Consider the following 12838-nt stretch of genomic DNA (forward strand, 5'->3'; position numbering starts at 1 on the left):
AGCCGGATCCAACGAGGTGCTGCCGAGTTGTCAGCAGGACAGCTCAACTGGAAAGTACCCGCGCATGGTTGATCCGGCTCTCCCTGCCCCTCAGCCGGCTCCACCGCCCGCAGGCTCGTCGCTCTTTACGGCAGGCGGCATCGTTCTGGCGATCGGCGGGCTTTATTTCGGCCGTGACATCTTCATTCCGTTCGCGGTCGGTATTCTCCTCAGCTTCGCCCTGACTCCCCTTGTCAACTGGCTCCGGCGGTTGAAGCTCCCGAGGGTAGCTGCCGCGCTGATCGCCGTGACGCTGGCCTTCATCCTGATCGGAGGCCTCACCTATGTGGTCGGCCGCCAGCTTGTGCAACTCGCCAACAACCTCCCGAGCTACCAGACGACCATCACGGAGAAGATCCGCGCTTTGCAAACCTCCGCTCCGGGCGGGGGTGTCGTGGACAAGGTCACGACGACCATTCAGGATCTGAGCAAGGAAATCTCGGGGCCGGATAAGCCCACCGAGAAAGCCGCCGAGCAGGCTGGCACTTCGCTTGGGACTTCCCCTACCCGGCAGGAGCCCGTCACCGTACGACTCGAGCGCCCTCAATCCCAGCCGCTGGAGATCATCCAGACCATCGCCGGGCCGCTCCTCGCCCCGCTGGCTACGGCCGGTCTTATCGTCATCTTCGTTATTTTCATCCTGCTCGAGCAGGAGGATCTGCGCGACCGCTTCATCAAGCTTGCCGGCGCCGGCGATCTTCAGAAGACCACGCAGGCTCTCAACGATGCGGCCGCCCGGGTCAGCCGATACCTGCTGATGCAGCTCGTGGTCAACCTGACTTACGGAATCCCCATCGGCATTGCGCTCTACTTCATCGGCGTTCCCAATGCCGTGCTCTGGGGATTGCTGGCGGCGGTGCTTCGCTTCGTCCCCTATCTCGGCCCGTTCCTGGCCGCCAGTTTTCCGATCGCCCTCGCCTTCGCGGTCGATCCCGGCTGGTCGATGCTGCTTTGGGTCGTAGGGCTGTTTCTCCTCGCAGAGCTCATCAGCAACAACGTGATCGAGCCCTGGCTCTATGGCTCCAGCACGGGCCTGTCGTCGCTTGCCATCATCATGGCGGCAATCTTCTGGACCACCCTATGGGGACCGGTAGGGCTTTTCCTCGCCACACCCCTGACAGTCTGTCTCGTGGTGATCGGCCGCTATGTGCCGCAACTGGAGTTCCTCGGCGTCCTCCTCGGCAGCGACCCGGTTCTTGCTCCCGAGGAACGTCTGTACCAGCGCCTTCTCGCTGGAAACCTGGAGGAAGCCGTCGAGATTGCCGAGGATTATGTGGATGAGAACTCCTCCCGCGAATTCTACGACCATGTAGGAGTTCCCGCCCTTCGTCTGGCCGAGAACGACCGTCAGCGCAGCACCACCGACACCAACTACAGGCGCCTTGTCGCGAACACCGCCATCTGCGTGGTGAGGGAGATTGAAGACCACGTCCGGGAGAAAGCGTCCTCATCGGAGAACAAGAACGCTTCCGGAGAGCAGAAAGCCGCCACTCCCACATCGGAGAAGCCCGTTCTGTGCATTGCAGGACGGACGGAACTTGATCGGGCCGCGGCCGAAATGCTCGCTCAGGTGCTTGAGGAGAACGGAACGGGCGCAAGGGTCCTGCCTCCGATTGCGATCAGCGAGGGTGCTCTGGCGCAGCTCGATCTCACCGGGGTCGAGGTGGTTTGCCTGTCCTATCTTCACTCGCAGCCGCAGGTCTTCGCCCGCTATATCTGCCGTCGCCTTCGCCGTCGGGCGCCCCATGTGAAGCTCATGGTCTGCTGCTGGAATGCTCCGCCGCAGGGAACCCACACGGAGGATATGGCCCGGCAAATGTCCGCCGATGCAGCCACACTTTCGCTTGATGTCTGCATGAACCAGATCAACGCGTGGCTTGCACACCAGGATGCCGCTTCAGATGCACGTGGAAGCCAAACGCCTGCAATCATCGACAACGAGCAAGAGCGGATCGCCGCCATGCAGCACTTGGGACTTTCCGGCGGGCATCATCGCTCTTTCGATAACGTCGCCAAACGGGTTGCCGAAGCGTTCGGCGCTCCCATCGCACTCGTGTCGATGATCACGGACGAGCAGCAGCTCATGCCGGGAGCGCAGGGTCTGGCGCCGGATCTCAATACAAGCCGCCAAATCCCACGCGAGGAGTCGGTCTGCGGCCACGTGGTGGCCTCCGACGAGGTGGTCGTGTCCGAGGACGTGACCAAGGATCCACGGTTCACCGACAACCCACTTGTGCTCGAAAAGGGCATTCGCTTCTACGCTGGTGCGCCTCTGCGCACATCCGCTGGCCTGGTTCTGGGTTCCTTGTGCGTGATCGACATGGAACCGCGCGAATTTTCCAAAGAAGAGCGTGTCAGGCTTCAGAGCATGGCCGACGATCTGATGGCTGAACTCGAACGCAACTCCGAAAAGCATGAGGCCGAGAGCGATCCAACCCTCCTGTCAGGTCCGAGACAGAAGCAGGATGTGACCTCCTGAGCTGAGGATCTGAACGGTCAGATCGAGCGTCGGCGAAGCGAGATCAGTAAGCTGAAAAGCAGTGCTCCAGCCGCCATGGCAATCAGGATCGCCCAGGCCATCCATAGCGACGTGACGGACGATCCAGGTGTCAGTGCCGAGGAATAGGCCTGGATCGACCAGGCGTTCGGGGTCCACCATCCGGCCTCTTGCAGCCAGGGCGGCAGGAAGAAGCGCGGGACCATGCTGCCGCCGGCAGCCGACAGGATGAGGACCACAAAGGTGGACAGAACCTGGGCCTGCTGACGGGAGGAGCAGACCACGCACAGACTCAGCGCAAGGCCGGATGCTGCCGCCGCGACAGCGAGGGTCGTGGTGATCCACGGCCCGAAGGACGCGATGAAATCCACCCCATAAAGAAGATAGGCCGCGGCAAAGACGAGTGCCGCCTGCACGCTCCCCTGGGCCACGAGGAACAGGAACTTGCCCAAGATGATCATCGCGATGGCATGCGGGCCTGCCAGCAGGCGGTCATAGACGCCGAGACGCCGCTCCTCGATGAGCCCGACGGCACCCTGAACGGCCGCCAGCAACAGGAACATCACCGCGACCGCGCCGGCATAGTAGGACACCGCCCACCCGGCGGTCTGCGGCAGGGCGGATTCGCTGGCCACCAGTCCGGCATCCCGCATGCGCGGATCATCGCGGGTCTCGTGCGCCTTCTCCTTGAACGTCTCGTCGATCCAGATCCTCTGCTCGGACGTAATCCCGCCAATGGCCTCCAGGTCGGCCAGCACCTGGGCGAAGGCGACGTCCGGCATGTGGACCGCAAGAAGCCGCTGCAGATGCCCTGCCATGATGGCACCGGCAATTGCCCTCGCCTCGTGGGTGACGAGGAGCACCGGAGCGCCGGCACTGCGTTCATTCAGATCGCTTCGAAGGATGAGCCCCAGGTCGACTGCACCATCCTTGACCAGGCCACGCACATCCTCGGCCGATGCATCGTCGCTATAAGTGACCCGTAACGTGGGTTCCTGCCGAAGAACCTGGACGAGCCGCGTGGTCGTGGCAGTTCGCGCCAGATCGGCGATGCCAACGTGGAGCCGGAGCTGATCGCCCCCGGCGGATGAGAAGATCGCCGCGAAGATGACGAAGATGAGCGGCGGCAGCACGAATGCCATGGCCAGCGCACCTCGATCCCTGAGCAGGGTCAGGAACATGACGCGGGCGGCCGGGAAGATCATGGCTGCCCTCCCTCCACATGAGCCAGCACATGCTCGAGCCCCGGCTCGCGCACACGAATCTCGTGCAGGTCGATGCCATGCCGCCGGAGCGAAGCCGGCAGCGACGCGAAACCCTCAACGCCTGTCGACCAGGAGGTCCATTCGAGCGGGTTGGCCGTCGGCGCGAGACCCAAACGGCCAAGGGAGCTCTTCACGCTGTCTCCCGGCTCCCGGGTCAAGGTCACCACGACCTCGCGGCTGTCTCCGAACATGCGGCGGAGAATATCCGCGACAGGCCCCTCCTCGACCATCTGGCCAAATGCCAGAATGCCGACGCGGTCGGCCTGGGACCTGGCTTCGTCGAGATCGTGGGTTGTGAGCAGGATCGAGGTGCCGCCATCCCGCAGGCGCCGGAGCGTCCGGAGCAGCGACAGCCGGGCTTCGACATCGACTCCCACGGTGGGTTCATCCAGCAGCAGGAGCTTAGGGCGCGTCAGAAGGGCGGCGGCAATGTTGGCCCGGCGCTTGTACCCCCCGGACAGATGATCGATCAGATCCCCCTGACGGTCCTCCACCTGCACCAGCGCCAGGACTTCCTCGACGCGCAGGGGTGTTTCGCGTTTCGACAGCCCCGCCATGCCGGCCATGATTTCGAGGTTCTCCCGGACAGTCAGGCGCGGATAAAGGGCGATGTCCTGCGGAACCAGGCTCATCATCCGCCGAGTCGCAGCATCGCGACCTGGGTCGCCCCCGAACACCCGCACATTGCCGGATGTGGGCCGGAGCTGGCCTGTCAGGAGACGCATGAGCGTCGTTTTGCCGGTCCCGTTGCGTCCGAGCAGGGCGAAGATCTCACCCTGGTGCAGGGAGAGGTTCAAGCCCCTTAGAACCTCGCGCGTGCCTAAGCGAACATGAACCCCGTCCAAGTCCGCGATCGGCGTCCCTTCTATCGCGGGTGTCGGCGCTTGGATGGTCGACAGGGTCTGACGCGCCGGGATGGATGCCTCCATGACAAGGGCAGTGAATGTGGGCAGGCTGCCTCACGTCAGGAATTTAGCTCCGATTCCGATTTCGGGAAGAGCACGCATTCATGTGATCGCCGGACGTCCCGGAGGCTCTCGCATTACCGAAGCAAAGCGCCAAGTTTGTCCTGGCCAACCATTTCCGCCGCCACGACTCAACGAGGGGCACCGTCCATGCTTCGATTCACAATCGGAATCACCGCTCTTCTCATGCTCGCAAGCAGCCTGGAGGCAGCTCCGCTGACCGTCCGGGTAGAGGGTGCCGCTCCGGGCCAGGGACCAGTTCTGGTCGGCATCTGCTCCGGCTCCCTGGATTTCGGCTCCTGCCGGTACAGCCAGAATGTGCAGCCTCCGGCGGCAGAATTCCAGGTTCTGTTCCCGGATGTCCCGGACGGATCCTACGCCGTCGCCGTCTTTCAGGATACGAACGGCAACAGCAACCTCGACCGCGACCAGAGAGGCCTTCCCCTAGAGCCCTACGGATTCAGCAACGGCACGGGCCGAACCGCCCCGCCTTCGTTCGAGGCTGCACGTATCGCGGTCTCGGGCCCCACCCTCACGCGGGTCCGGATCGCCCGCTCGCCACTGGCGCGATAGGGATTTCCTCGTCGCGGTTCGTCAGGGCCTCACCAAAGTGAATTTCAGGGGTTGCACAGCGCCAGCGCCGGAGCTAATTGAAACAGGCCGTTCAAGGCGTCGGAGCGTAGCGCAGCCCGGTTAGCGCACTAGTCTGGGGGACTAGGGGTCGGAGGTTCAAATCCTCTCGCTCCGACCATTTTCTTCAAAGATCGTTGGAACAGAGCCCCACGAGCAGCTCAAGGGATGCCGCTGCACCTGGCGCCGGTCTCTCTTGCATTCGGCTTTCGTTTGATCCTCCTGCCGCACTTCACAAGCCATTGATTCCTCTTCAGCCGAGCTGAAACAAAGCTTCTCCCGTGGCGTTCGCATCGCAACGGCGGCCCAGAGTCGAGCGCTTCCCGAGCGTGTCGCGGCCGAGCCGGGATGTATCAGCTGGAGATACCTTATGGATCGTCGCGCCCTCCTCGGCGGCTTGGCTGCCGCGCTTGTCATTGTCCCTGCCCTCGCCCAGACGAGCGGCTCGTCTTCCACCATGCAATCAGGCTCATCGGGCAGTATGCCCATAAACCGCATGGGCGGACAGATGAGCCAAACGGATCTGCAGCATATGCAGCAGACGATGCAGCTCGGCATGGTGGCATTGGAATCGAGCCGCATGGCGATGAACAAGGTCCGCAACGACGACCTCAAGCGGTTCGCCAATTTCGAGGTGCAGGAGCAGACCACGCTTTCGGAGGTTCTGCGCTCCATGATGGAGCCGGCCGCCACTGCGTCGACAGGCTCCACTGCCAGCGGCAGCCAGTCCTCAAGCATGAGCATGCCGGCCATGCAGATGGACGCCAAGGCTCAGGACATGATGCAGAAGATGCAGAACCAGCAGGCTGGCGCCGAATTCGACAAGATGTATCTGGAAGCCCAGCTCCAGGGTCATCGTGACCTCCTGCAGGTCCAGGAGCGTTACCTGCAGTCGAATCCGCAGAACCGCGAACATATGAACGTCGCCAAGATGGCCCGTGGCCACATCCGCGAGCACATTGCCATGCTCGAAGGCATGCAGAAGACCATGCGCTAAAGCGCCGGACAGCAGAAAAAGCCCGCTCCAGTGAAGGCTGGAGCGGGTTTGAGTCTCAGGAGCAATCCTTGGAGGGATCCTGTCCAAACCACGATGAAACCCGATTGTTTCATGAGCCGGGTGCGGCGTTCCACCTCATCACCTGACAGAGCCGCCCGGCTCCGTCGCCCGTGAACTTCTTCAGAGTACAAGCCGTTCTCCATGCTGTTCGCCGCGGCGTAACATAAGGACGTGATGGCATGCAGAGCATCCTGAATCAGCGAGAAGGAGCGGCCAAAACCAGTCCGAGCACACCTGCACCCCATCCGCCCGGCTTCACGTCGGTTCTTGAGCGGAACATCGACGCCCTCCGGCGCAAGCGGCAGGAGGAGGAGAAAAAGGCCAGCTTCCAGGACCGCATCGCCCAGGGCATGACCCGATTCACCGGGAGCATGGTCTTCGTCTACGTCCACCTCGTTCTCGTGGGAGGCTGGGTTGCCGTTAATCTGGGGGTAATTCCAGGTGTCCCGGCCTTCGACCCGACTTTCGTGATCCTTGCAACCTTTGCCTCTGTAGAGGCTATCTTCCTGTCGACCTTCGTGCTGATCAGCCAGAACCGGGCGTCAGCGGAAGCAGATCGGAGAGCAGAACTCGATCTCCAGACCAATCTGCTTTCGGAGCACGAGATTACGCGGCTGCTGACCCTCACCCGGGCTATCGCCGAGCGTTTGGATGTGCGGGAAGCAAACGACCCGACTCTTGAGGAGCTGGAGCGGCACGTTGCGCCGGAGAAGGTGCTGGATCGACTGACTGAAGACGAGGGCCAGCCCTAGTGCATCGTGCGGAAGAGTGGATCCCGTTTTCGCTAACGCAGCCCTTCGAGTCCGCGCTCAACAATGCGCCAGCTAAGAATTGCAGCATCGTACGGTCCCAAAAGTGCAAGTCCACTTTTGGCCCGGTGATCGAGCGGAGCTGCCTCAAGAAGATCAGGCTGTCGTGGAGAAATGGTGGGCGGTGAGGGGATCGAACCCCCGACCTGCGGTGTGTAAAACCGATGCTCTACCAGCTGAGCTAACCGCCCGACAGGCCTGACATAAAAACAGAAGGCCAACAACGCAAGCGCCGTTGGCCCTCATTGCAACCAAACGCTGTCAAAAAGCGATTACTTCGCGTTGACAGCATCCTTCAGGCCTGCGCCTGCACGGAACTTGGGGGTCTTGGAAGCGGGAACCTTGACCTTTTCGCCGGTACGCGGGTTACGCGCCTCGCCGGCTGCGCGGTTGGTCACCACGAACGTGCCGAAACCGACGATCTTCACCTCGTCGCCCTGCTTCAGAGCGCCGGTGATCGCCTCGATGGCGGCGTCGATCGCATCACCAGCCTGGCCACGCGAAAGGCCCACCTTGTCGGCGACGGCCGCAACGAGCTCGCCTTTATTCATAGTCTTATCCTCCAGTGATCACGGCAGCCGCAAAAGGAAATGGTCCACCGTTTCAGGGATCATCCGTTTGGCGCAAAGCTTGTCCTTAAGCAACCCTGAAGTGGCTGAAATCAGCCGGTTTTTAGCACTTTTCATCAAAAAAGAGGCCCCCGAACTCGCGTCCGGAGGCCTCTGTCGTTACGTCAGGCAGGGCTTCAGTGAGCCACGACCCCGGTCGAGTCGTCCTCGACGGCAGGCTTCGGGCCCTTCAGAACGGAAGCCTCGTCCCACTCGATCGGCTCGGGCACGCGCACGAGGGCATGCTGGAGAACCTGGTCCATCATGGAGACCGGCACGATTTCCAGGCCGTTCTTCACGCTCGCCGGGATGTCGGCCAAGTCCTTGGCATTCTCCTCGGGAATCAAGACCTTCTTGATGCCGCCGCGAAGAGCCGCCAGGAGCTTCTCCTTGAGGCCGCCGATGGGCAGCACCCTGCCCCGCAGCGTCACCTCACCCGTCATGGCGATATCGCGGCGAACCGGGATGCCGGTGATGACGGACACGATGGCGGTCGCCATGGCGATGCCGGCCGACGGACCGTCCTTGGGCGTTGCGCCTTCCGGCACGTGCACGTGGATGTCGCGGCGGTCGAACATGGGCGGCTCGACGCCGAAATCGACGGCCCGGGAGCGGACATAGGACGCCGCAGCCGAGATCGATTCCTTCATGACGTCACGCAGGTTGCCCGTGACGGTCATCTTGCCCTTGCCCGGCATCATGATGCCTTCGATGGTCAGCAGCTCGCCGCCCACCTCGGTCCAGGCCAGACCCGTGACCGCGCCGACCATGTCCTCCGTCTCGGCCTCGCCGTAGCGATAGCGCGGGGGTCCAAGGAACTCCGGCAGGTTGGCGGTCGTGACCTCCACCGCCTTGACCTTGGAGATCAGGATCTCCTTTACGGCCTTGCGGATGAGGTTGGCCAGCTCGCGCTCGAGGTTACGCACGCCCGCCTCGCGGGTGTAGCGGCGGATCAGCATGAGGAGAGCCTCATCGCCGATCTTCCACTCCTTCTCCGCCAGGCCATGCTTCTGCATGGAGGACGGGATCAGGTGCGTGCGGGCGATCTCGGCCTTCTCTTCCTCGGTGTAACCCGCGATGCGGATCACTTCCATACGGTCGAGAAGCGGGCCGGGAATGTTGAGCGTATTGGCCGTCGTCACGAACATCACGTTGGACAGGTCGTAATCGACCTCCAGGTAATGGTCGTTGAAGGTCGAGTTCTGCTCAGGGTCGAGAACCTCGAGCAGGGCCGCCGACGGATCGCCGCGGAAATCCATGCCCATCTTGTCGATCTCGTCGAGCAGGATGAGCGGGTTGGACGTCTTGGCCTTGCGCATCGACTGGATGATCTTGCCTGGCATCGAGCCGATATAGGTCCGGCGGTGACCGCGGATCTCCGACTCGTCACGGACGCCACCGAGCGACATGCGGACGAACTCGCGGCCAGTGGCCTTGGCGATCGACTTGCCGAGCGAGGTCTTGCCCACGCCGGGAGGGCCGACGAGGCAGAGGATCGGGCCCGTGAGCTTGTTGGCGCGCTGCTGCACGGCCAAGTACTCGACGATGCGCTCCTTGACCTTCTCGAGACCGTAGTGATCCGCATCGAGCAGATCCTGCGCGGCCTTCAGGTCCTTCTTCATCTTCGAGCGGCGGTTCCACGGGATCCCGAGCAGCCAGTCGAGATAGTTGCGCACCACGGTCGCCTCCGCCGACATGGGCGACATCTGGCGGAGCTTCTTGAGCTCGCCCATCGCCTTCTCGCGGGCTTCCTTCGTGAACTTGGTCTTCTCGATCTTCTCTTCGAGCTCGGCCAGCTCGTCGCGACCTTCGTCGTCGCCGAGCTCCTTCTGGATCGCCTTCATCTGCTCGTTGAGGTAATACTCGCGCTGCGTCTTCTCCATCTGACGCTTCACGCGGGTGCGGATCCGCTTCTCGACCTGGAGAACCGAAATCTCGCTCTCCATCATGCCGAGCACCTTCTCCAGGCGCTGGGCGACGGTCGGGGTCTCAAGAATCGCCTGCTTGTCGGCGATCTTAATGGCCAGGTGCGAAGCGATTGTGTCGGCGAGCTTGGCCGGCTCGTCGATCTGGGTCACCGCGGTTACGACCTCGGGCGACACCTTCTTGTTGAGCTTCACGTAGTTCTCGAACTCGGACACCACGGAGCGGGCGAGCGCCTCGGCCTCCACTTGGTCGCCGAGCGAGTCCGGCAGGGCCTCGGCCTCAGCCTCGTAATATTCGTCGGTACGGGTATAGGCCTTCACCTGGGCCCGGCTCGCGCCCTCAACCAGGACCTTCACGGTGCCGTCGGGCAGCTTCAGGAGCTGAAGCACGTTGGCCAGGGTACCAACCTTGTAGATCGCATCCGTTGCCGGATCATCATCCGTCGCATCGATCTGGGTTGCCAGAAGGATATGACGGTCCCCCTTGACCACCTCCTCAAGCGCGCGGATCGACTTTTCGCGGCCGACAAAGAGCGGCACGATCATGTGCGGAAAGACAACAATGTCGCGCAGAGGCAGAACCGCATAGGTTCCGGTCGAGCCTGGAACAACAGGCTGACGTGGCTTCGATTGTGTCATGAGATGACTTCCTTTTCACTGCGTCCGGGGATCCCCTCACATGAGCTGGACCTCAGACGGATAACCGGAATGCTCAGGCTCTTATTATGGGCTGCATCCGGTACGCCGGTCCCTCCCTCGGGTGATGAGCGGACAGCTCCGGCGCAAGAGATAATGTGGCGTTGCGGACGCTCCCTTTCAAGAAGATCGCCCGCAACGGATCGGTTCATGGGGAGCCCCCGTGCCGACTTTAGGCGCTGGCGCTGGCGGCCTGATCGTTGCGCTCGCCGTGGATGAAGAGCGGCTTGGCCTTGCCCTCCACCACCTCGGGCCCGATCACCACCTGCTCGACGGAATCGAGGCCCGGCAGGTCGTACATGGTCTCCAGCAGGATGCCTTCCATGATGGAACGCAGGCCGCGGGCGCCTGTCTTCCGCTCGATTGCCTTCTTGGCGATGAGGGTCAGGGCCTCGTCCTGGAACGTCAGCTGAACATTCTCCATCTCGAAGAGGCGCTGGTACTGCTTGACCAGGGCGTTCTTCGGCTCCTGCAGAATGGTCTTCAGGGCGTCGACGTCGAGATCTTCCAAGGTCGCCAGAACCGGCAGACGGCCGACGAACTCGGGAATCAGGCCGAACTTCAGCAGATCCTCGGGCTCGACCTCGCGGAAGATCTCGCCCGTCCGGCGGTCGTCAGGCGAGCTGACGGAGGCGCCGAAGCCGATGGAGGTGCCCTTGCCACGGCCTGCGATGATCCGCTCGAGGCCTGCGAAAGCGCCGCCGCAGATGAACAGGATGTTCGTGGTGTCGACCTGCAGGAACTCCTGCTGCGGATGCTTGCGGCCGCCCTGGGGAGGCACGGAGGCGACGGTGCCCTCCATGATCTTCAGGAGCGCCTGCTGCACGCCCTCGCCCGAGACGTCGCGGGTGATCGAGGGATTGTCCGACTTGCGGGAGATCTTGTCGATCTCGTCGATATAGACGATTCCGCGCTGCGCCCGCTCGACATTGTAGTCGGAGGCCTGGAGCAGCTTCAGGATGATGTTTTCCACGTCCTCGCCGACATAACCGGCCTCGGTCAGGGTCGTGGCGTCCGCCATGGTGAACGGCACGTCCAGGATCCGGGCCAGGGTCTGGGCCAGCAGGGTCTTGCCCGAGCCGGTGGGACCGATCAGCAGGATGTTCGACTTGGCCAGTTCGACGTCGTTGTGCTTCGTCGCGTGGGCCAGGCGCTTGTAATGGTTGTGGACCGCCACCGAGAGCACCTTCTTGGCGTGCTCCTGGCCGATCACGTAGTCATCCAGAACGCGGCTGATTTCCTTCGGGGTCGGAACCCCATCGCGGGACTTCACGAGGGACGATTTCGACTCCTCGCGGATGATGTCCATGCAGAGCTCGACGCATTCATCGCAGATGAAAACCGTCGGGCCAGCGATCAGCTTGCGAACCTCGTGCTGGCTCTTGCCGCAAAAGGAGCAGTACAGCGTGCTCTTGGAGTCGTTGCCGCCAGCCTTGGTCATTATCACATCTCCAATCCGCACCGGGACGGCCTGTCCGGCCCGGCACTTCTTCTAAGTTTATGAGCGACGGGCCTAACGAAAGGTTCCGTCGCTAAGAATTGAACGATCAAATCGCCTCGTATTCCGAATCCACATGCAATCACGCGCAGAGCACGGGATCAATAGAAACGGAATTGCCCGCCAAAAAGACGCACCCCGGAGGAATTTGTCCCCAGGTTTTAAGGGTTAGGCCGGAGTGGCAGCCGGCTCAGGACGCTTCTCGATCACCTGGTCGATCAGGCCGAACTCCCGGGCAGCCTCAGCGGTCATGAAGTTGTCGCGCTCCAGGGCCCGCTCGATCTCTTCGTAGTTCCGGCCGGTATGGCCGACATAGATCTCGTTCAGGCGACGCTTGAGGGCCTCGCTCTCGCGGGCATGGATCATGATGTCGGTGACTTGGCCCTGATAGCCGCCGGAGGGCTGGTGAACCATGATGCGGGCGTTCGGGAGGGCGAAACGCATTCCCTTCTCGCCGGCGGTCAGCAGGAGGGAGCCCATGGAGGCCGCCTGGCCGACGCACAGGGTCGAAACCGGGCAGCGGATGAACTGCATCGTGTCGTAGATCGACAGGCCCGAGGTCACCACGCCACCGGGCGAATTGATGTAGAAGGAGATTTCCTTCTTCGGGTTCTCGGCCTCGAGGAACAGAAGCTGCGCCACGATAAGCGAGGCCGAGTAGTCTTCGACAGGACCCGTGAGGAAGATAATCCGTTCGCGCAGGAGGCGCGAATAGATGTCGAACGCACGCTCGCCGCGGTTCGACTGCTCAACCACCATCGGGACGAGCGTATTGTTAAAGAGGGCGACCGGATCTCTCATTGTCTCACTGCTCCAGTTCGGCCGCGCGAATCCGCGGCCGTGCATGTC

General features: G+C 62.4%; 10 protein-coding genes and 2 tRNA genes. 5 read left to right on the plus strand and 7 right to left on the minus strand.

The window, feature by feature from the left end; translation table 11 throughout:
• The first annotated feature begins 64 nt into the window (after positions 1 to 64).
• Positions 65 to 2518, plus strand: a complete 2454-nt coding sequence (locus tag FHR70_RS12125) for an AI-2E family transporter (RefSeq protein ID WP_183450518.1) — start codon at positions 65 to 67, stop codon at positions 2516 to 2518.
• Positions 2519 to 2535: 17 nt separating this feature from the next.
• On the opposite strand, the gene FHR70_RS12130 is transcribed toward FHR70_RS12125, so the two are convergent.
• On the minus strand, positions 2536 to 3741 hold the full coding sequence (locus tag FHR70_RS12130) for an ABC transporter permease (RefSeq protein ID WP_183450520.1): 1206 nt from the start codon (positions 3739 to 3741) through the stop codon (positions 2536 to 2538).
• Positions 3738 to 4730: an ABC transporter ATP-binding protein gene (locus tag FHR70_RS12135; protein ID WP_183450522.1), complete on the minus strand. Its 993-nt coding sequence runs from the start codon at positions 4728 to 4730 to the stop codon at positions 3738 to 3740. The genes FHR70_RS12130 and FHR70_RS12135 overlap by 4 nt, the downstream gene beginning before the upstream one ends.
• Positions 4731 to 4916: 186 nt before the next feature.
• Here FHR70_RS12135 and FHR70_RS12140 point away from each other — a divergent pair, with 186 nt between their 5' ends.
• From FHR70_RS12140 to FHR70_RS12155, 4 genes are all read left to right on the plus strand, one after another.
• Positions 4917 to 5339 (plus strand): DUF2141 domain-containing protein, encoded by a 423-nt coding sequence (locus FHR70_RS12140; protein WP_183450524.1) that lies wholly within the window; start codon positions 4917 to 4919, stop codon positions 5337 to 5339.
• 100 nt (positions 5340 to 5439) lie between these two features.
• A tRNA-Pro gene (locus tag FHR70_RS12145) sits at positions 5440 to 5517 on the plus strand.
• A 249-nt stretch (positions 5518 to 5766) separates the two neighbouring features.
• Complete coding sequence (locus FHR70_RS12150) at positions 5767 to 6393, plus strand: DUF4142 domain-containing protein (protein ID WP_183450526.1); 627 nt, start codon at positions 5767 to 5769, stop codon at positions 6391 to 6393.
• 239 nt (positions 6394 to 6632) lie between these two features.
• Entirely contained in the window at positions 6633 to 7205 is a 573-nt protein-coding gene (locus FHR70_RS12155; protein ID WP_183450528.1) for a DUF1003 domain-containing protein, read from the plus strand.
• A 172-nt stretch (positions 7206 to 7377) separates the two neighbouring features.
• On the opposite strand, the gene FHR70_RS12160 is transcribed toward FHR70_RS12155, so the two are convergent.
• The 5 genes from FHR70_RS12160 to FHR70_RS12180 form a co-directional block, all read right to left on the minus strand.
• A tRNA-Val gene (locus FHR70_RS12160) sits at positions 7378 to 7453 on the minus strand.
• An 81-nt stretch (positions 7454 to 7534) separates the two neighbouring features.
• On the minus strand, positions 7535 to 7813 hold the full coding sequence (locus FHR70_RS12165) for an HU family DNA-binding protein (RefSeq protein WP_036352717.1): 279 nt from the start codon (positions 7811 to 7813) through the stop codon (positions 7535 to 7537).
• 194 nt (positions 7814 to 8007) lie between these two features.
• Positions 8008 to 10434, minus strand: coding sequence for an endopeptidase La (gene lon, locus FHR70_RS12170; RefSeq protein WP_183450530.1), 2427 nt, complete (start codon positions 10432 to 10434; stop codon positions 8008 to 8010).
• Positions 10435 to 10663: 229 nt separating this feature from the next.
• Positions 10664 to 11932: an ATP-dependent Clp protease ATP-binding subunit ClpX gene (clpX, locus tag FHR70_RS12175; RefSeq protein WP_183450532.1), complete on the minus strand. Its 1269-nt coding sequence runs from the start codon at positions 11930 to 11932 to the stop codon at positions 10664 to 10666.
• A 225-nt stretch (positions 11933 to 12157) separates the two neighbouring features.
• Positions 12158 to 12790, minus strand: a complete 633-nt coding sequence (locus FHR70_RS12180; RefSeq protein WP_183450534.1) for an ATP-dependent Clp protease proteolytic subunit — start codon at positions 12788 to 12790, stop codon at positions 12158 to 12160.
• Positions 12791 to 12838 lie beyond the last annotated feature (48 nt).

The sequence above is a fragment of the Microvirga lupini genome (assembly GCF_014191055.1).
In the GTDB taxonomy this organism is placed as follows: domain Bacteria; phylum Pseudomonadota; class Alphaproteobacteria; order Rhizobiales; family Beijerinckiaceae; genus Microvirga; species Microvirga lupini_A.